An 18107-nucleotide genomic window follows, 5' to 3' on the forward strand; every position below is an offset into this window, starting at 1 on the left:
ATTCCTGTTCGCGTCTGCCGGCACCACCGGCATCCGCAGCTGGCCGCCGCCGCTGCGCTGATGGGCGGACAGGGGGCGGAAAGGCGCCGGGCGGGGCGCCACGCGGAACGGATCGGTCGCCTGCTGCGACTGAGCATGCTGTGGCTGCTGCTGGCGATAGCCGCACCGCTGGCCGCGCAGAGTGGCGCACCGCCGCTGCGCGACTACGCCATCGACGTGTGGACCTCGCGCAATGGGTTGCCGCACAACTCGCTGCGTGACATCGCGCAGACCCCGGAAGGCCACCTCTGGTTCGCCACCTGGGAAGGCCTGGTGCGCTACAACGGCCTGGATTTCACCGTGTTCGACCGCAGCACCCGACCAGGGTTGCGCGACAACGGCATCGGCGCGCTGCTGGTCGACCCGCAGGGCGGGCTGTGGATCAGCGACTCGCGTGGCAATGTCAGCCACCGCGGCAGCGATGGCCAGTGGCGGGTCTGGGAGCACCAGCCGGATACGCCGCAGGTGCTGATCCAGTCCATGCAGATGGACAGCCAGGGGCGCCTGTGGCTGCTGTACGAAGGCAAGGGCATCGCCTACCTGACCCCTGACAAGGGCATCGTCTACCAGCGCCCACCGCCGGACCTGCCGCTGGCGATGAGTTTCACCAAGATGGCAGTCGACGCGCAGGACCGGGTCTGGATCGGTACCCTCGACGGCCTGGTGCTGCGTGACAACGACGGCGTGCTGCAGCGCGCGCCGGCGGCGTGGGGCGTGGACAAGGGCCTGTCGTGGCCCTATCGCGCACCCGATGGCGCGCTGTGGATCGTTGCGGGCGAGCGCCTGTACCGGGTGGAGGATGATCGCCTGGTGCTGGTGCACCGGCTGCCTGGCCAGCTGCACTTGACCGCCATGCTGCAGGACCGCCATGGCGACCTGTGGCTGGGCACCGAGAACCAAGGCCTGCTGCGCATCTCGGCACACGGCCTGGAGCGCCTGCCGGCGGGTCTGAACCTGCCCGGCGGGCGTGTGGTCAGCCTGCGCGAAGACGCCGAGGGCAGCATCTGGGTGGGTGCCAACGGTGGCCTGTATCGCCTGCGCGAAACCCTGTTCAGCAGCTACACCGAACGCGACGGCCTGAGCGGTGACTACGTGCGCACGGTGCTCGAAGACCGTGACCGCCGCCTGTGGGTGGGCAGTGCCAGCGGCCTGGACCTGCAGACTGCTGACGGTCGATTCCGCGCGATGCCGCTTCACAACCGCGGTGGCAAGGCGCCCTCGGTGCTGAGCCTGGCCCAGGATGCTGGCGGCGATCTGTGGGTGGGCACCTTCGGCGACGGCATCTACCGGTTGCGCGCCGATGGACGGCTTCGCCACAACTACGCTGCGGCCGATGGCCTGCCCGGCGGCAACATCCGCGCGATCAGCATCGCGTCTGACGGTGTGGTCTGGGCGGGGACGCAGAAGGGTGTGGTCCGCATCGAGGGTGACGAGGTGAGCGTGCCTACGGTTCCCGGCATGCCGGGAGGCCTCACCACCGCGCTGGAACACGATCACCAGGGAAATCTGTGGATCGGCACCATCGAAGGCGTCCGCGTGCTGCGTGGTGATCGGGTGCAGTCGATCGACCTGGCGCCGCTGGGCGGTGGCCGCAGCGTGTTCGGGTTCCACCAGATCGGCGATGCGATGTGGATCAGCAGTGACCGTGGGCTGTATCGCTGGCAGCGCGGCACGCTGGCGCGCGTGGGCCTGGAGCAGGGCATGCCGGTGGATGCGGTGTTCCAGCTGGTGCCCGACCGACTGGGCAATGTGTGGATCAGCAGCAACCGCGGTGTGCTGCGTACCGATATGGCAACGCTCAACGCCGTGGCCGACGGACGCGCGCCGCGGGTAACCGTGGAGCGTTACAACGAAATCGACGGCATGGCCAATGCGCAGGCCAACGGCAGCTCCGGACCCTCGGCGATCCTGCGCCAGGACGGCACGTTCTGGGTAGTGACTGCCGGTGGCCTGAGCACGGTCGATCCGCAGCGGCTGCAGCGCTTCCGCGAGCGTCCGGCGCCGCCTGCGGCGATCGAGAACGTGCAGGTGGACGGTGCGCCGGTGCACTGGGAAGGCCGCGAGCGCAACCTGATTCCCGGTGGGCGACGGCTTGCGGTGAGCTACGTGGGCCTGAGCTATCTGATGTCCGACCGCATCCGCTACCGCACGCGGCTGGAGGGGCTGGACAACGGCTGGGTGGAGCGTGGCCCGCAGCGCAGCGTGGAGTTCGTCGGCCTGCCGCCGGGCGATTACACGCTGCACGTGGCCGCTTCGCACCCGGGCGGCAGCTGGGGCCATCAGGAAGCGGTGTGGAGCTTCACTGTCGAACCGTTCTGGTGGCAGCGGCGCAGCGTGCAGGCGCTGACCGGGCTAGTGCTGCTGGCCGCGCTGGTAGCGCTGTACCGCTTCCTGCTGCAGCAGTACAAGGCCAGCAACCTGCGCCTGGCACGGCGCGTGGATGAGGCAACCTTCGACCTGCAGGCGCAGACCGTGCACCTGCAGGCGTTGAACCAGGAAAAGACCGAGCTGGCCGAGCGCCTGGCGCGGCAGGCCGAGGCATTCGAACGACAGGCCCGCGAGGACGCGCTGACCCGGTTGGCCAATCGTCGCGGTTTCGACGAGGCTCTGGCCCGCGATTTCGCCCGCGCCCAGCGCAGCGGCCACCCGCTGTGCCTGGTGGTGCTGGACATCGACCACTTCAAGGACGTCAACGACCAGCACAGCCACAGCGTTGGTGATGCGGTACTGGTGGAAGTGGCCCAGGTGATCGCAGCGGCCAGTCGCGATTCGGACCTGCCGGCACGCACCGGCGGCGAAGAATTCGCGCTGCTGCTCAACGACACCCGGCTGGAGGAGGCAGCGCAACTGTGCGCGCGCCTGCGTGGCCTGTTCCATGACCACCCGGACTGGGCCGGCATACCGGGCCTGCGGGTGACCTTCAGTGCCGGCCTGGTGGAACTGGATGGCGACGACCGCACCCCGGCGCTGCTGTACCAGCGCGCCGACCGTGCGCTGTACCGCGCGAAGAGCGACGGCCGCGATCGTACGAGTATCGGTTGATCAAGTGCGAAGCATCCACGCATGGCGTGGATCTACTGGAGTGCCGTACCAACGGTCGGCACCCATCGAGCGCAGCGACCCGCTGTTGCGCCCGCTTTTATGATCTTTCCGTGGCGCCCAGGAAACTGTCCGTGGCCGGGCGGGTGGGCTGCGCAGGGGCGTGAGCCGCATGGATGCGGCGACCGAGCTTACAGGGATGTACTTGCAGCGTCCCCTGCGCAGTCCACCCGCCCGGCCTTGCGCCGAATCGCTGTCAGCCCGCCACGAGGGGCTCCGCCGTTGGCCGCCTTACCGCGGCCAGGCGTTGGCGATCGTGCAGAACAACCGCGCCGTCTGCTCGGTGTCGTACACCGCGCTGTGCGCCTCGTTGGCATCCCAGCCCAGCCCGGCCGCCGTGGCCGCGCGCGCCAGCACGGTCTGACCGTAGGCGATACCCGCCAGGGTGACCGTATCGAACACGCTGAACGGATGGAACGGATTGCGCTTGTGCCCGGTACGGGCGACGGCCGCGTTGACGAAGCCCAGGTCGAAATGAGCGTTGTGGCCGACCAGGATCGCGCGCTGGCAGCCGTACTTCTTCATCGCCGCACGCACCGGAGTGAAGACGTGATCCAGCGCCGCCTTCTCTTCCTTGGCCAGCCGGAACGGATGGTCGAGGATGATGCCGGTCACTTCCAGCGACTTCGGGTCGATCTCCAGCCCTTCGGCCGGCACCACGTGGGCGCTGGCGGTCTGGCCGGGGTAGAGCAGGCCGTTCTCGTCCATCTCGATCGGCACAGCGGCGATTTCCAGCAGTGCATTGCGCTGGCTGTCGAAGCCGCCGGTTTCAACATCCACCACCACCGGCAGGAAGCCGCGGAAGCGTTGTGACATCGCGCGCTGCGCCTGGGGTACGTCGGAAACAGGGGCGGCGGCAGGTGCGGAAGTGGGGTCAGTCATGTACGGATTCTAGCAGAGCGACCCTGAGCGCCCGGGATCCCGGTAGGTGCCAACCTTGGTTGGCACACTGCGCGCCGACCAAGGTCGGCGTCTACCGGACCGCGGGCTGCGCCGTGGGGGCCGACGGATACCACCGCTGCAGCACTGCATCCACGCTCAGGCGCCCGGCGCCGGTGAACATCAGCGGCAGCAGCATCGCCATGAACAGCAGCGGCAGTTTGAAGTTGCCAAAACCCTGGTCGCTGATCGCATAGCCCATCGCCAGGTCGCCCAGCGAGCCCCATTCGGCTGGCAGGTGTACCGCGTACGTGGCCACGACCGTCAGCACCAGCAGGCTGGCGGCGGCGAAACGGGTACCGAAGCCGAGCAGCAGGCAGGCTGCGCCCAGCAGTTCGAACCAGGTGGCCAACTGCCAGTTCAGCGCAGCGGGCAACTGGTCGAAGGGGAACGGGAACGCGCCCTGCAGGTCGGCGAACCAGTTCTCGCCGTGCAGTTTCTCGCGCCCGGATTCAAAAAATTCCCAGGCCAGCAGTATGCGCAGGCCAAGCGGGGCCAACCACGGGGCGAAGCGGTCCAGCTGGCCGCGGGTTGCGGCCAGGATCGGGGTCTTCATGGGTGAATCTCCTGGAAGGGGCGTCAGGGTGAAGCGGGGAGCGGACCGATCACGCCAGCACGCAGGAACTGCTGCAGCAGTTGCGCACCCGGGGCGGCCAGGGTCTCGGGATCGAGGTGGTGCAGGACGGCCAGTTGCTGCAGCTGTTGTTGGCCGCTGGCCCCGGGCGCCTCACCGATCAGGGTCAGCAGGTGCACCGCCAGACTGGTCAGGGTGGCAAAGCGCACCGCGCCATCGGCATCGCGCCGTACCAGCAGGCCGGTGGGTTCTGCCGGTGGTTGCGACGGTGCATCGTCGCTACCCAGTTGATGCACCGGCCAGCGATACAGCAGCGGCCAAGCCAGTGGCGAGCGCCGCAACGGCACCTGCAACGGATCGATGTCGCCAGGTTCCGGCAGCGGATCAGCCTGCAGCTGGTACAGCGCGGTCTCCACCCACTCGTAGTGGGCAAGTTCGGCCAGCGCCGGGTGCGGCAGTTCCGGTTGCACCTGCAGCCACTGCACGAACTCGGCCGCCAGCTCGGTGAAAAGCGGCGCCTGGCAATGGTGGCTGGCGAAATAATGGCGTACCAGCGCACTCCAGGCCGGTTCGCCCAGCAGGCGCACGCAGACCGGGAAGCCGTTGCTCAACAATCCCAGCAGATTGTTGAACAGCAGGCGTTCGTACACCGCCACCCGGCGCGGGTCCATGCCGGGCGGCGCCGGTACCTGCGCCGGGTCACGCAGGTGTGCGGTGAACGCGTGCTGCTGCGCGCGCAGTCGTTCGGGGGCATCAGCCATGGGCGGCTCCGGCATGCGCGGCCTGCAGGCGGTGGATGGTCTGCAGTTCGCCCCGCAACTCGGCGTAAGGCGGGAAATTGAAGTCGCGTTCGAGCAGGGTAGGTCGTGGGCCGATGCGGGCGTAGGTCCGCGCCAGCAGGTCCCACACCGGGTCGATCACCGGGCTGCCGTGGGTGTCGATCTTCAGGTCCGGAGCGTCGTCCAGGTGCCCGGCCACGTGCAGGCAGACGATGCGCTGCGCGGGCAGGCCGGCAATGAAGGTATCGGCGTCGTAGCCGTGGTTGCAGGCATTGACGTACACGTTGTTGACGTCCAACAGCAGATCGCAGTTGGCCTCGGCCAGCACCGCATTGGTGAAGGCCAGTTCGTCCATCATCGGCTCCGGCGCCAGGTAGTACGACACGTTTTCCACGGCGATGCGGCGGCCGAGGATGTCCTGCACGCGGGCGATGCGTGCAGCGGTGTGGCGTACCGCTTCATCGGTGAATGGAATCGGCAGCAGGTCGTACAGGTGGCCCTCGTCGCTGCAATAGCTCAGGTGTTCGCTGTACAGCGGCACCCGGTGTTGCTCAAGAAAGGCACCCACCTGCGCCAGCAGCTGGGTATCCAGCGCGGCGCTACCGCCCAGTGACAACGACAGGCCATGGCAGCTCAATGGATGGCGTGCCGCCAGTTCGGCCAGCGCGTCACCGGCGGGGCCACCGACACCGATCCAGTTCTCCGGCGCGCACTCGAGGAAATCGAAATCGCCGGCGGGTGCGTCGCGCAGGTCCTGCAGCAGGGCGCGGCGCAGGCCCAGGCCCACGGCCGCCGCAGGAAGCGGCGACCGCGGGTGGACGACGCCGGCGTGGACGTCAGTGCTTGGCACCGCACTTGCCTTCGCCGCACTTGCCTTCGGCCGACTTCTTGTCGCCGCCGGTCTTGGCCTTGGCGTCGGTACCGGCCGCTGCCTTGCCCTTGTCGCCGCCGCACTTGCCCTCAGCGCTCTTGCCGTCGGCGCCACACTTGCCTTCTGCATGCTTGGCCGCGTCGGCGGATTTCGCATCGGCCGCCTTCGCGTCGTTGGCCTTGGCCGCCTGGCCGGCAACCAGATAGCCCTGGGCGAGGTCGCTCATGCTCAGGGCCGAGGCGGAGGCGGTCATGCCGAGGCCTGCGGCCAGGGCGGTGGCGGTCAGCAGGGACAGGGTCTTGTTGGAGGTGCTCATCGGTCGTGCTCCTGGGTGGTGGGCGGCTGCCCGTGGTGAAGCAATGGTGCAGCGATCCTACTCAACGAATCCTCGCCGGGAATTCAAATTTTCGTGAGAAGTATTACAACGCCAACAAAAAGGCCGCTGTCGCGAGGACAGCGGCCACCCTGGAGTCGAATCCGGTGTTGCAGTGCAGTATCAGATATCGCCGGCGCTGGAGGTCTCGTCGCGCTTCTGGCGCGGCGGCAGCGGCTGTTCGCCGTGCACCAGGAACCACACGTTCTCGGCGATGTTGGTGGCGTGGTCACCCACGCGTTCCAGGTTCTTGGCCATGAACAGCAGGTGGGTGCACGGGGTGATGTTGCGCGGGTCTTCCATCATGTAGGTCAGCAGCTCGCGGAACAGCGCGGTGTACTGCGCATCCAGGCGAGCGTCGTCTTCGCGCAGTTCAAGCGCGGCATCGGCATCGTTGTCGCGGTACGCGGCGATGGCGCGGCGGACCTGCTGCGCAGCAAGCCGGCCGAGGGAACGCAGGCCCTGGATCTGCGGCAGCGGCGGCACTTTGCCCAGCGCAATGGAGCGCTTGGCGACGTTGGCCGCGTAGTCGCCGATGCGTTCGATATCGGCGGGAATGCGCAGGCCGGCAAGAATCTCGCGCAGGTCGCGTGCCATCGGGCCGCGCAGCGCCAGGCGCATCACGTCGTGGCTGATCTGCTGTTCCAGCGAATCGATCGCTTCATCGTTGGCGATGATGCGATGGGCGGCGTTCTCGTCACGCTTCTCGATGACGTCCATCGACGCCTCCAGCTGGGCGACGGCCATCTCGCCCATGCGCACGATTTCGGCCACCAGGCGCTGCTGCTCTTCGTCGTAGCTTTTGACGATGTGGTCGTTGGGAAGGTTCATGTTCTGCAATCCAGGTAGAGCCAGGCCGCGCCTGGCTGGGACATGTGGCGAAGCGTCAGCGCCGATCAGCCAAAGCGACCGGTGATGTAATCCTCGGTCTGCTGCTTGGACGGCTGCGAGAAGATCACTTCGGTGCGGTCGTGCTCGATCAGGTCGCCCAGGTACATGAAGGCGGTGTAATCGGACACGCGTGCAGCCTGCTGCATGTTGTGGGTGACGATCACGATGGTGTACTCGTGCTTCAGTTCTTCCACCAGCTGTTCGATGCGGCTGGTGGAGATCGGATCCAGCGCCGAGGTCGGCTCGTCCAGCAGCAGCACCGACGGCCGCAGGGCCACGGCACGGGCGATGCACAGACGCTGCTGCTGGCCGCCGGACAGGCCCAGCGCGCTCTGGTTGAGCTTGTCCTTCACTTCGTCCCACAGTGCGCCCTGGCGCAGTGCGTGCTCGACACGGTCGGCCATGTCCGCCTTGGACAGCTTCTCGTGGTGGCGGATGCCGTAGGCCACGTTCTCGAAGATGGTCATCGGGAACGGCACCGGCTTCTGGAACACCATGCCGACCTTGCTGCGCAGGCGGTTCATCGGATACTTCGGCGACAGGATGTTCTCGCCGTCGAGGATCACCTCACCGCGCGCTTCCAGCTTCGGGTACAGCGCGTAGATGCGGTTGAAGATGCGTAGCAGGGTCGACTTGCCACAACCGGAGGGACCGATCAGCGCGGTCACGCGCTTTTCCGGGATCTCCAGGTTGATGCCCTTCAGGGCATGGAACTTGTCGTAGTAGAAGTCCAGTCCACGCGCGGCGAGCTTGACCGGTGCCGGAGCGTGCAGGTTCTCGTGCGAGGCCGGCACCACGATGCGCTGCATCGGCACGGCGTTGGAAAGGTCGTTCATGGCGGTATCCACGGAAAGGTCAGTCATGGGAGATACGGTTGCGCAGCAGGAAGCCGCGAGCGGCGAGGCTGACCAGCAACACGAAGACAGTCAGCACCAGGGCACCTGCCCAGGCCAGCACCTGCCAGGATTCGTACGGGCTGCCGGCGAACTGGTTCATCACCACCGGCACCGAGGCCATCGGCTGGAACACGTTGCTGTTCCAGTACTGGTTGCCGAACGCGGTGAACAGCAGCGGTGCGGTCTCGCCGGAAATGCGGGCCAGCGCCAGCAGGATGCCGGTGACGATGCCGGCCGAGGCACTGCGGTACAGCACCTGCACGATCACCTTCCACTGCGGGATGCCCAGCGACAGGGCCGCTTCGCGCATCTGCGAAGGCACCAGGCGCAGCATCTCGTCGGTGGTACGCACCACCACCGGCAGCACGATGAAGGCCAGCGACAGCGCACCTGCGAAAGCGGAGAAGCTGCCGCCGGTCTGCATCACGTACAGGGTGTAGACGAACAGGCCCAGCACGATGGACGGCGCCGACAGCAGGATGTCGTTGACGAAGCGGACCATGGTGCCGGCCTTGCGGGCGTTGCCGTACTCGGCCAGCCAGGTGCCGGCCAGCACGCCCAGCGGGGTGCCGATGCCGATCGCCAGTGCACACATCACCGCACTGCCGAAGAAGGCATTGGCAAGACCGCCTTCCTGCATCGGCGGCGGTGTCATCTTGGTGAACAGGTCCAGGTTGATGCCGGCCAGGCCCTTGGAGGCCAGGGTGAACAGGATCCAGCCGAGGAAGAACAGGCCGAACAGCGCAGTGGCGCAGGACATCGCGATGGCGATGACATTGCCGATGCGGCGGCGCAGGTACAGGGAGTCAGCGGTGCTGGACATCAGTTGCCCTCCTTGCGGGACAGGCGCATCAGCATCAGGCGGGCGATGGCGAGCACCACGAAGGTGACGATGAAGAGGACGAAGCCGAGCAGCAGCAGCGCCGAGCGGTAGGTTTCAGTGGCCTCGCCGAAGTCGTTGGCGATCAGCGCGGCGATGGTGGTACCCGGTTCCAGCAGCGACGGCGACAGGCGCACGCTGTTGCCGATCACGAAAGCCACTGCCATCGTCTCGCCCAGTGCGCGGCCGAGGCCCAGGAACACGCCACCGATCACCGCCGAGCGGGTGTAGGGCAGCACGATGTCCCAGCTCACTTCCCACTTGGTGGAACCCAGCGCGTAGGCCGATTCCTTCAGGCGCGTCGGCACGGTCAGGAACACTTCGCGCATCACCGAGGAGATGAACGGGATGACCATGATCGCCAGCACGAAACCGGCGGTGAGCATGCCGATGCCCAGCGGCGGGCCCTGGAACACCGGGCCGATGATCGGCCATTCGCCCAGGGTTTCGTTGAGGAACGGGGTGACGTACTCGGTCATCACCGGCACCAGCACGAACAGGCCCCACATGCCGTAGATGATCGAGGGAATGCCCGCCAGCAGTTCGATGGCGGTACCGACCGGACCCCGCAGCCAGCGCGGTGCCACTTCGGTGAGGAAGAAGGCGATGCCGAAGCTGACCGGCACGGCGATGACCATCGCGATCAGTGCGGTGACCAGGGTGCCGTAGATCGGGGCGAGGGCGCCGAATTTGTTTTCGACCGGATTCCAGTCGGAAGAGAAGAAGAAGCTCAGGCCCTGCACCTGCAGGGCGTGGCGACCACCCCACAGCATCGACAGTGCGGCGCAGGCCAGTGCGATCAGGACGAAGATGACGGTGCCGACCAGCACCCATCGGAACAGTTTGTCGTTGCGGGCATCACGCGTATCACGCGTGGACGGGGCGGCTACAGGCTGGGCGATGGCATTCATGGGGACGGCAGGGCCAGGAAGGGGCGGGGCAGCACGATGTTCAGGAGGCGGTGCCCGCACGTGGCGGGCACCGTCGGGTCCATCACTTCAGTTCGGTCGCCCAGTAGGCTTCGATCTGCTTGACCAGCTCGGCCGGCAGCGGCACGTAGTGCAGTTCGTTGGCCTGGGTCTGGCCGCTTTCGAAGGCCCACTTGAAGAAGGCCAGCGCATCCTGGTTGCGCTTGGCATCCTTCGGCTTCTTCTGCATCAACATGAAGTTGGTGGCGGTGATCGGCCACGCCTGCTCGCCCGGGGCGTTGGTGATGACCAGGTTGAAGTCCTTGGCGCTGGCCCAGTCGGCGCTGGCGGCAGCGGCGGCGAAGGTTTCAGCGTTCGGCTGCACCCAGGTGCCGGCAGCGTTCTGCAGCGAGGCGTACGGCATCGCGTTCTGCAGGGCGTAGGCCAGTTCGACGTAGCCGATGGAACCCTTGATCTGCTTCACGTACGAAGCGACGCCTTCATTGCCCTTGCCACCCACGCCGTCCGGCCACTGCACCGAGGTGCCTTCGCCGACCTTGCTCTTCCACTCCGAGTTGACCTTGGACAGGTAGTTGGAGAAGTTGAAGGTGGTGCCCGAACCGTCCGAACGGTGGACGATGGTGATCTTGCCGTCCGGCAGGGTCACGCCAGGATTGGCGGCGACAATGGCCGGGTCGTTCCAGGTCTTGACCTTGCCCAGGAAGATGTCGGCGAGCAGGGCGCCACTGAGGCGCAGCTTGCCGGCTTCCAGGCCGTCGATGTTGACCACCGGCACCACGCCACCGATGGCCGACGGGAACTGGGCCAGGCCGGCCTGGGCCAGCTCGTCGCTGCTCAGTGGCTTGTCGGACGAACCGAAATCAACGGTGCCGGCCTTGATCTGGGCGATGCCACCACCGGAACCGATCGACTGGTAGTTGATCTTGGCGCCGGTGGCGGTGTTGTAGTCGGCCGACCACTTGGACACCAGCGGGAAGATGAAGGAGGCGCCAGCACCGGAGACCTCAGCGGTCACCTTGTCGCCGGCAGCGGCCGGAGCAGCGGCGCCGTCAGCGGCCGGCTGCTGTGCGGCCTGCTTGTCGCCACCGCAGGCAGACAGGCCCAGGGCGATGGCCAGGGAAAGGGCGGCAAGGCTGGCCGAGTGCAGTTTCATGGTCACTCCATAGCGGGGTAGAGCCGACGGTGTCGGCGGATGCGGCTATGAAATGATGTTTTTGTTACAGCCGTATGACGTCCATGACAGAGGTGTCCTGGATCACGTTCTGGCAAGGGTTTCACAGCGTTGGCCGGCCCCAGGCGGGGTCCCGGAGACCACGGATCTGCGCACCGATATGGCAATGGAGGCAGGGTAGAGCCGAGCCCATGCTCGGCTGCCCGCGAGGCCAGGCCAGATGCAGCCGAGCATGGGCTCGGCTCTACAGATGCTCCTGCATGACCCCAGCGCCGCAACAACAGATCAACGGAAGCGCAGCGCTCTTCACGACCAACCCAACAAACCAACCGCACAAAAAAGAAGAGCGCCGGACCCCGAAGGATCCAGCGCCCGGTGGGGCCGGCGGGGGAGAGAGGACCCGCCGACCCCGTTCCTGCGGGGGAACGCCTTGCAACGAAACTCAGTACTTCAGGTTCTGCGTCCAGTAGGTCTCGATCTGGCGCACCAGTGCGTCCGGCAGCGGCACGTAGTCCAGCTGCTTGGCCTGCGCATCGCCATTCTTGTAGACCCAGCGGAAGAACTCCTGGGTGGCCTTGGCGCCAGCCACGTTCTTCGGCTGCTTGCGCACCAGGATGAAGTTGGTGGCGGTGATCGGCCATGCGTCAGCGCCCGGGGCGTTGGTCATCACCAGGTAGAAGTCACGGGCGTTGGCCCAGTCGGCGCTGGCCGCGGCGGCCGAGAACGAGGCGTCCGACGGCTGCACGATCTTGCCAGCCGCGTTCTTCATCGCCGCGTAGGACATCTTGTTCTGCAGCGCGTAGGACAGTTCGACGTAGCCGATGCCGCCCTTGATCTGCTTCACGTAGGCAGCAACGCCTTCGTTGCCCTTGCCGCCGATGCCGGCCGGCCACTGCACCGAGGTGCCTTCACCGACCTTGCTCTTCCACTCCGGGCTGACCTTGGACAGGTAGTTGACGAAGTTGAAGGTGGTGCCCGAACCGTCCGAACGATGGACAATGGTGATCTTGCCGCTGGGCAGGGTCAGCCCGCTGTTCAGGGCGGCGATGGCCGGGTCGTTCCAGGTGGTGATCTTGCCCAGGAAGATGTTGGCCAGGGTCGGACCGTCCAGCTTCAGCGCGCCCGGGGCGACGCCCGCGACGTTGATCACCGGCACCACGCCGCCGATCACCGACGGGAACTGGGCCAGGCCGGCGGCAGCCAGCTCTTCCGGCTTCAGCGGCGCATCGGACGAACCGAAGTCCACGGTCGCGGCCTTGATCTGGGCGATACCACCGCCGGAACCGATCGACTGGTAGTTGACCTTCTTGCCGGTGGCGGTGCTGTAGTCGGCCGACCACTTGGACATCACCGGGTAGATGAACGAAGCGCCCGCGCCGGTGACATCGGCGGCGTTGGCGGCGAACACGGACGACGCGGCCAGAATGGCGACGGCGGCGCGCGACTTGAAGGCGTGGATCACGGGAGAGACTCCTGGGGTGGTCGAGGGGCGGCTGCCCGACGTTTCGGTGCACATTCCATAACGGTTCCATGACACGCCCGCGTCTGTCATATGACGCGGACGTGACAGCCGTCATGGCGGTGCTCCGGCCTCCCTCTCAGAGCCCGCGCAACGCCTCCGGAACGGCATAGCGGCCGTCGCTGGGCAGCAGTGTCCAGCGCTGCGCAGGAGTCGTCGTGTCGGTTGCATGGCAGTCATCACCCGCAGCGACGCTGATCGTATCGGTGCGCTTTTCGCGCACCAGGATCGGTGCCAGGCCAGGGGGAGTGCTGCTGCCCATTTCCAGCGTGCGCTCGAAGCGGCTGAACTCGCCGGCGCAGCGCGTATCCCATTCGCCGCGACTACCACTGACGGCCAGCGGCGCAAGCACCCGACGCAGCTGGCGGCCATCGCGCACGAACAACTGCAGTTCGGTCTGCGCGAACGGGTTGGGGCCTGAGCTGCCGCTGTAGTCCATGCGCACGCCAAACGCGCGGGTGGCCGGGTCCAGTTGCCAGCGTGCGGTGTCCAGGCTGAGTCCGGTGAAGCGCAGCGCATCACTGCTGACCGCATCGGCCACGCGGGTCCAGGCCAGCGGCCGGCCACTGGCGGTATCGATCAGCAGCAGGTCCAGGTCGCCACCGCGCGCGTCTTCCGAGGCGGGGGCGGTCCATTGCGCGACGGCCAGCAGGGTCGTGCCGGGTTGTGCGGGCCACGCACGGCAGGCGGTGCTGTCGGCATCGGTGAAGCGTGCCGTCACTGGCAACGCGCCAGCCGGCAGCTGTCGATACGCGGCCTCGCGCACGGCCTCTGTATCGTCACAGGCGAGCGCGGTGGCGGGCAGCGCGGCGAGCAGGGCAGCGCACAGCAGGCGGCGCAGGCGAGGGGAAGTGGGCATCCCGAAGGTCCATGTCGACAGGGCAGGGCATCATCGCGCGGCTACCACCTGCCCACAACGACGAAGGCACGGCCGGAGCCGTGCCTTCGTTCGAACGCGTGCTTCCGGTCTTACCAGAAGAACTGCGCGCGGGCTTCCAGGATGTTCGGATCGTCGTTGACGAAACCACGGGCGGTCGAGCTGTACTTCTTGCTGTCGACCATCACGTAGTTGAGCATCAGCTTGAAGTTCGAGCGCCAGTACCAGTTGGCGCCGACGGTCCAGATGTCCATCTTGCCGCCGAGCACGCCATCGACGATCGGCGGACGGCCGGCCACCGGGTTGGCAGCGAGGTTGCCATCGTTCAGATCCATGTGGTCGTAACGCAGGCCCAGCTGCCACTGGCCGCCGGCCGGGTTGTTCGGCAGGCCGGTGCCCGGGGTGCCGCCCTTGTAGCTCCAGCTTTCGCCGGTGACATTCCACACGCCGCTGACGTAGTAGCCGTCGGTGGTGTAGTTGTCATGGGCATAACGCTTGGCCTTGCTGGTGTAGTACTCGGCCTGGGCCTTGAACGGACCCTGGAAGTACATCGCTTCGGCGCCGATGGTGCTGACGCGGTCGGTGTCGGTCATGTTGCCGCCATCGATCAGGCGCGCGGTGGCCAGGTCAGCGTTCGGGCGGGCGCGCACGCGCAGGGTGTCTGCGTCGGTGTCGTAGTCCACGTAGCTCAGGCCGAAGTGCAGGACCTGGCCCTTCTCGTTGATCGGGGCCCAGGTGCCACGCGCGCCGTAGCCGCTGCCGTGGGCCAGGTTGCGGGTCAGTTCGCGGCCGAAGGCGCTGGCGGTGACCGACCAGTTGTCCTGGCCGTAGCTGTACGCGCCGCCGAGGCGACGGGCGATGGCATAGGTGTTGGTGACCGCAGCCTTGGAGATGAAGTCGTTGTTCTTGGTGCTGGACAGCTCTTCCAGGCTGTTGGGCTGCTTGAACTGGCCGACCTGGATGAAGTGGTTGGCGTTGCCCAGCAGCTTGTACTTCACGTTGGTGTCGAGGAACTTGTCGGCCTTGGCGTCATAGCCGACCACCCACTCCACGTTGCCCGGGCCCTTGCCCTTCAGCACCAGCTCGGCGCGACGCAGTTCGAATTCGCTGTTCTTGCCGTTGCCGGCGTCCCCGCCGTTGAGGTCCACGACGTCATTGTCGTACCAGTTGCCGTCGGCCTGGACCAGGCCTTCGAAGGTGATTTCCGAACCGCCGATCACATCGATGGCGACTTCGGCGTGGGCGGCCGGCACATACAGCGCAGCAGCCACGGCGACCGTCAGGAGTTGGTGATGCAGTTTCATGGAGAGGAGCCTTGCAGGCAGGTGGGAAGATGCGCGCAGGCTAAAACGTGAAGATTGCGTAAATGTGACAGTTCGCGCACGGCCGCGATCCGCCGCAGGCCCCGTCACGGCTGGGCCTGCCATTGAAACCGGTTACGTATGACGCCCGGATTGCGCCCCGGTTGCAGTAGATCCACGCCATGCGTGGATGGTTTTTCCGTGCATCCACGTCATGCGCGGATGCCGCCATCACTCGGCGATGGTCTTGTCCTTGAACCGGCAGAGATCGGCAATCACGCACCCAGGGCAATCCGGTTTGCGTGCTTTGCACACGTACCGTCCGTGCAGGATCAGCCAGTGATGCGCGTCCAGCAGGAACTCGGCGGGAATCGCTTTGACCAATCGGTCTTCGACCTCGCGCACGTTCTTTCCTGGCGCAAGTCCAGTGCGGTTGGCGACACGGAAGATATGCGTGTCCACCGCCATCACCGGTTCGCCGAAGGCGGTGTTGAGCACCACGTTGGCGGTCTTGCGACCGACACCGGGCAGGGCCTCCAGTGCATCGCGATCGCGTGGCACTTCGCCGCCGTGCTTCTCCAGCAGCAGCGCGCAGGTGGCGATCACGTTCTTCGCCTTTGCGTTGAACAGGCCGATGGTGGCGATGTACTTCTTCAGTCCCTCTTCGCCCAGGGCGAGGATTTTCGCTGGCGTGTTGGCAACCGGGAACAGGCGACGGGTGGCCTTGTTGACGCCGACGTCGGTGGCCTGCGCCGACAGTGCGACCGCCACCAGCAGTTCGAAGGGAGAGCTGTATTCCAGCTCGGTCTTCGGATGCGGGTTGAGTTCGCGCAGACGGGTGAACATTTCCACCACGTCGGCACGCGGCATCGTACCGCCGCGGCGCGCAGGTGCGCGCGCGGTCTTCTTCGCGGTCGCCATTACTGCTCCTTGCCGGCGGCGCGGGCCTTGGCCCGGGCGAGAATGGCGGCCGCTGCGGCAGGCAGGGCGGGTTTTGCGTCCGGTGCCGGTGCGGGCGTCCGCCGCGCGTCACGCTCGGCCTCGCGGCGGGCCAGGCGCACCGCCCGTGCGCGGAATCGTTCGCGCGCGGCCCATGCACGCTGCAGTTGCAGCTGCATCCGGCAGAGGCGGTCGGGCAGGTCAGGATGATCGGGCAGCAGCCGGTCATCGCCAGCGCGCACGACGTAGTCCATCAGTCCAGCCTGCAGCGCGCCCTCGGGATCGTCTGCCTGGACCCGGGCGAACAGCAGCACGGGGTTGGGTCGGGATGCCATGGCGGTCAGCGGTTCTGGAAGGCGGGGGGGCGGCGCTGCAGGAAGGCGCTGGTGCCTTCGCGCATGTCTTCGGTGGCGAACAGCAGGCCGAACTGCGCACTTTCGTATTCCAGGCCGGCCTCCAGGCTGCATTCGCCGCCCACGTGCACCGTATCGAGCAGGCCACGCAGAGCCAGCGGCGCCGACTGTGCCAGCTGCCGGGCCAGGGCCTGTACGCGGGCGTCGAGCTCGGCGGCCGGCACTACTTCGTTGACGATGCCCAGAGCCAGCGCGCGTGCGGCGTCGATCGGGGTGCCCAGCAGGCACAGCTCCAGCGTGGCCGCGCGACCACACAGGCGCAGCAGGCGCTGGCTGCCGCCGAAGCCGGGAATCAGGCCGAGATTGATCTCCGGCTGGCCGACCTTGGCGGAATCGGCCGCAATGCGCAGGTGGCAGGCCATGGCCAGCTCCAGCCCGCCGCCCAGCGCAAACCCGTTCACGCGGGCGATCACCGGCTTGGGCATGCGTTCGATGCGGCGCATCAGGGCCTGGCCGAGCAGGGAGAAGTCACGTCCCTGAACCGCGCTCAATGTGTTCATTTCCGCGATGTCGGCCCCGGCCACGAAGGCCTTGGGGCCGGCGCCGGTCAGCACCACCACCCGCACCGCCGGATCGGCGGCTGCGTCGCTGAACGCCCCGGCCAGCGCCTGCAGGGTCGCGGCATTGAGGGCGTTGAGCTTGTCCGGTCGCTGCACGGTAATGGTGCGGACGGCGCCGTCATCGCTGACGTCGACCGGGTGGGGGGCGGGGGCCTCGGCCACGGGAAACTCCTGGAACGTTAAAAAAAAGTGAGATTGAACTCTGTAAACGCAGACAGGTCATAGCCTGCGTGGTGAGTAGCGGTTACACGTTGTGGCCGTTATCCTAACCCGTCGCCTCAGGGCGGCGCAGAACGTCCCTGAGTTACCACCCCTGGAGAACTGTTTGATGAAGTTGCGTTCTATCGCGGTCGCCGTCGCGGCCCTGGCCCTGACGGGCAATGCCTTCGCCCAGGACATCGCGTCCGAGAAGGGCAAGCTGAGCTACTACTTCGGTTACGACTACGGCAACAACCTGGCGGAGCTGACTGGTCGCGGTGAGCAGCTGGACATCAACTCGGTGGTGAAGGGTCTGCAGGACGCCTACGCCAAGAAGCAGCCGGCAATCACCGCCGAGCAGCTGAAGCCGGCCGTTGAAGCGTTCCAGAAGCGCGAGCAGGGCCGTGCCCAGGCCGCCAAGGCCGAGTACGAAAAGGCTGCTGCCGACAACAAGACCAAGAGCGATCAGTTCATGGCGCAGAACAAGGCCAAGGCGGGCGTGCAGACCCTGCCGAGCGGCGTTCAGTACCGTGTGATCGAAGCCGGCAAGGGTGCCAAGCCGACCCAGGCCAGCACCGTGCAGCTGGAAGTGGCCGGTCCGTTCCCGTACGGCCAGCGTCCGACCGAGGCTCGCCCGGCCCAGCAGATTCCGTCGATCAAGGTCAGCGAAGTCGAAATGAAGGCCATGCGCGAGACCCTGCTGCAGATGCCGGCTGGCTCGAAGTGGGAAGTGTCCCTGCCGCCGGATCAGGCCTATGGTGCCGACCCGCGCACCCCGTTCCCGCCGAACGTGGCTGTGCAGTTCGAGATCAAGCTGATCAGCGTCAAGTAAGAAGAAACAGCGTCAACATCCACGCGC

Annotated in this window: 18 protein-coding genes; 2 read left to right on the forward strand and 16 right to left on the reverse strand. The window is 66.6% G+C overall.

Annotated elements, in window-relative coordinates; translation table 11 throughout:
• Nucleotides 1–135: 135 nt before the first annotated feature.
• Entirely contained in the window at nucleotides 136–3081 is a 2946-nt protein-coding gene (locus tag H3005_RS03045) for a ligand-binding sensor domain-containing diguanylate cyclase (protein ID WP_223880012.1), read from the forward strand.
• Nucleotides 3082–3369: 288 nt separating this feature from the next.
• Here H3005_RS03045 and rnt read toward each other — a convergent pair whose 3' ends face one another.
• The 16 genes from rnt to H3005_RS03125 form a co-directional block, all read right to left on the reverse strand.
• Nucleotides 3370–3954 carry a ribonuclease T gene (gene rnt / locus H3005_RS03050; RefSeq protein WP_032951815.1) on the reverse strand — a complete coding sequence of 195 codons (585 nt, stop codon included), beginning with the start codon at nucleotides 3952–3954 and terminating at the stop codon, nucleotides 3370–3372.
• Between the two features lie 157 nt (nucleotides 3955–4111).
• Nucleotides 4112–4633, reverse strand: a complete 522-nt coding sequence (locus tag H3005_RS03055) for a DoxX family protein (RefSeq protein WP_191077553.1) — start codon at nucleotides 4631–4633, stop codon at nucleotides 4112–4114.
• 23 nt (nucleotides 4634–4656) lie between these two features.
• Nucleotides 4657–5412, reverse strand: a complete 756-nt coding sequence (locus H3005_RS03060) for a putative DNA-binding domain-containing protein (protein ID WP_191077554.1) — start codon at nucleotides 5410–5412, stop codon at nucleotides 4657–4659.
• The gene (locus H3005_RS03065) at nucleotides 5405–6280 is read right to left on the reverse strand and encodes a DUF692 domain-containing protein (RefSeq protein WP_191077555.1); all 876 of its coding nucleotides are present in this window, start codon (nucleotides 6278–6280) and stop codon (nucleotides 5405–5407) included. Before H3005_RS03065 ends, H3005_RS03060 begins: the two co-directional genes overlap by 8 nt.
• Entirely contained in the window at nucleotides 6267–6617 is a 351-nt protein-coding gene (locus H3005_RS03070; RefSeq protein ID WP_191077556.1) for a hypothetical protein, read from the reverse strand. Before H3005_RS03070 ends, H3005_RS03065 begins: the two co-directional genes overlap by 14 nt.
• A 180-nt stretch (nucleotides 6618–6797) precedes the next feature.
• Nucleotides 6798–7505 (reverse strand): phosphate signaling complex protein PhoU, encoded by a 708-nt coding sequence (gene phoU, locus H3005_RS03075; protein ID WP_108267825.1) that lies wholly within the window; start codon nucleotides 7503–7505, stop codon nucleotides 6798–6800.
• A gap of 65 nt (nucleotides 7506–7570) precedes the next feature.
• Entirely contained in the window at nucleotides 7571–8401 is an 831-nt protein-coding gene (pstB, locus tag H3005_RS03080) for a phosphate ABC transporter ATP-binding protein PstB (protein WP_025875381.1), read from the reverse strand.
• Nucleotides 8402–8420: 19 nt separating this feature from the next.
• Nucleotides 8421–9284, reverse strand: a complete 864-nt coding sequence (pstA, locus tag H3005_RS03085; protein WP_191077557.1) for a phosphate ABC transporter permease PstA — start codon at nucleotides 9282–9284, stop codon at nucleotides 8421–8423.
• Complete coding sequence (pstC, locus tag H3005_RS03090) at nucleotides 9284–10252, reverse strand: phosphate ABC transporter permease subunit PstC (protein ID WP_033830733.1); 969 nt, start codon at nucleotides 10250–10252, stop codon at nucleotides 9284–9286. Before pstC ends, pstA begins: the two co-directional genes overlap by 1 nt.
• An 82-nt stretch (nucleotides 10253–10334) precedes the next feature.
• Nucleotides 10335–11423 (reverse strand): phosphate ABC transporter substrate-binding protein PstS, encoded by a 1089-nt coding sequence (gene pstS, locus H3005_RS03095; RefSeq protein ID WP_191077558.1) that lies wholly within the window; start codon nucleotides 11421–11423, stop codon nucleotides 10335–10337.
• A 460-nt stretch (nucleotides 11424–11883) separates the two neighbouring features.
• Nucleotides 11884–12903 carry a phosphate ABC transporter substrate-binding protein PstS gene (gene pstS, locus H3005_RS03100; RefSeq protein WP_025875374.1) on the reverse strand — a complete coding sequence of 340 codons (1020 nt, stop codon included), beginning with the start codon at nucleotides 12901–12903 and terminating at the stop codon, nucleotides 11884–11886.
• A 136-nt stretch (nucleotides 12904–13039) separates the two neighbouring features.
• Nucleotides 13040–13819, reverse strand: a complete 780-nt coding sequence (locus tag H3005_RS03105) for a hypothetical protein (protein WP_191077559.1) — start codon at nucleotides 13817–13819, stop codon at nucleotides 13040–13042.
• 110 nt (nucleotides 13820–13929) lie between these two features.
• Complete coding sequence (locus H3005_RS03110; protein WP_100552046.1) at nucleotides 13930–15141, reverse strand: OprO/OprP family phosphate-selective porin; 1212 nt, start codon at nucleotides 15139–15141, stop codon at nucleotides 13930–13932.
• Between the two features lie 228 nt (nucleotides 15142–15369).
• Nucleotides 15370–16059, reverse strand: coding sequence for an endonuclease III (nth, locus tag H3005_RS03115; protein ID WP_191077560.1), 690 nt, complete (start codon nucleotides 16057–16059; stop codon nucleotides 15370–15372).
• Nucleotides 16059–16412 (reverse strand): hypothetical protein, encoded by a 354-nt coding sequence (locus tag H3005_RS03120; protein ID WP_191077561.1) that lies wholly within the window; start codon nucleotides 16410–16412, stop codon nucleotides 16059–16061. Before H3005_RS03120 ends, nth begins: the two co-directional genes overlap by 1 nt.
• Nucleotides 16413–16417: 5 nt before the next feature.
• Entirely contained in the window at nucleotides 16418–17212 is a 795-nt protein-coding gene (locus tag H3005_RS03125) for an enoyl-CoA hydratase-related protein (RefSeq protein WP_191077562.1), read from the reverse strand.
• A gap of 166 nt (nucleotides 17213–17378) precedes the next feature.
• On the opposite strand from H3005_RS03125, the gene H3005_RS03130 reads away from it, so the two are divergent.
• Entirely contained in the window at nucleotides 17379–18080 is a 702-nt protein-coding gene (locus H3005_RS03130) for an FKBP-type peptidyl-prolyl cis-trans isomerase N-terminal domain-containing protein (RefSeq protein WP_089239934.1), read from the forward strand.
• Nucleotides 18081–18107 lie beyond the last annotated feature (27 nt).

Origin of the sequence: Stenotrophomonas sp. Br8, assembly GCF_014763005.1 — a bacterium.
GTDB lineage: Bacteria > Pseudomonadota > Gammaproteobacteria > Xanthomonadales > Xanthomonadaceae > Stenotrophomonas > Stenotrophomonas lactitubi.

What these genes read in the sequence shown, in the direction of transcription:
- H3005_RS03045 (WP_223880012.1), top strand. Translation starts at nt 136, where the DNA reads ATGCTGTGGCTGCTGCTGGCGATAGCCGCACCGCTGGCCGCGCAGAGT.
- rnt (WP_032951815.1), bottom strand. Translation starts at nt 3,954, where the DNA reads ATGTCACAACGCTTCCGCGGCTTCCTGCCGGTGGTGGTGGATGTTGAA.
- H3005_RS03055 (WP_191077553.1), bottom strand. Translation starts at nt 4,633, where the DNA reads ATGAAGACCCCGATCCTGGCCGCAACCCGCGGCCAGCTGGACCGCTTC.
- H3005_RS03060 (WP_191077554.1), bottom strand. Translation starts at nt 5,412, where the DNA reads ATGGCTGATGCCCCCGAACGACTGCGCGCGCAGCAGCACGCGTTCACC.
- H3005_RS03070 (WP_191077556.1), bottom strand. Translation starts at nt 6,617, where the DNA reads ATGAGCACCTCCAACAAGACCCTGTCCCTGCTGACCGCCACCGCCCTG.
- phoU (WP_108267825.1), bottom strand. Translation starts at nt 7,505, where the DNA reads ATGAACCTTCCCAACGACCACATCGTCAAAAGCTACGACGAAGAGCAG.
- pstB (WP_025875381.1), bottom strand. Translation starts at nt 8,401, where the DNA reads ATGAACGACCTTTCCAACGCCGTGCCGATGCAGCGCATCGTGGTGCCG.
- pstA (WP_191077557.1), bottom strand. Translation starts at nt 9,284, where the DNA reads ATGTCCAGCACCGCTGACTCCCTGTACCTGCGCCGCCGCATCGGCAAT.
- pstC (WP_033830733.1), bottom strand. Translation starts at nt 10,252, where the DNA reads ATGAATGCCATCGCCCAGCCTGTAGCCGCCCCGTCCACGCGTGATACG.
- pstS (WP_191077558.1), bottom strand. Translation starts at nt 11,423, where the DNA reads ATGAAACTGCACTCGGCCAGCCTTGCCGCCCTTTCCCTGGCCATCGCC.
- H3005_RS03105 (WP_191077559.1), bottom strand. Translation starts at nt 13,819, where the DNA reads ATGCCCACTTCCCCTCGCCTGCGCCGCCTGCTGTGCGCTGCCCTGCTC.
- H3005_RS03110 (WP_100552046.1), bottom strand. Translation starts at nt 15,141, where the DNA reads ATGAAACTGCATCACCAACTCCTGACGGTCGCCGTGGCTGCTGCGCTG.
- nth (WP_191077560.1), bottom strand. Translation starts at nt 16,059, where the DNA reads ATGGCGACCGCGAAGAAGACCGCGCGCGCACCTGCGCGCCGCGGCGGT.
- H3005_RS03120 (WP_191077561.1), bottom strand. Translation starts at nt 16,412, where the DNA reads ATGGCATCCCGACCCAACCCCGTGCTGCTGTTCGCCCGGGTCCAGGCA.
- H3005_RS03130 (WP_089239934.1), top strand. Translation starts at nt 17,379, where the DNA reads ATGAAGTTGCGTTCTATCGCGGTCGCCGTCGCGGCCCTGGCCCTGACG.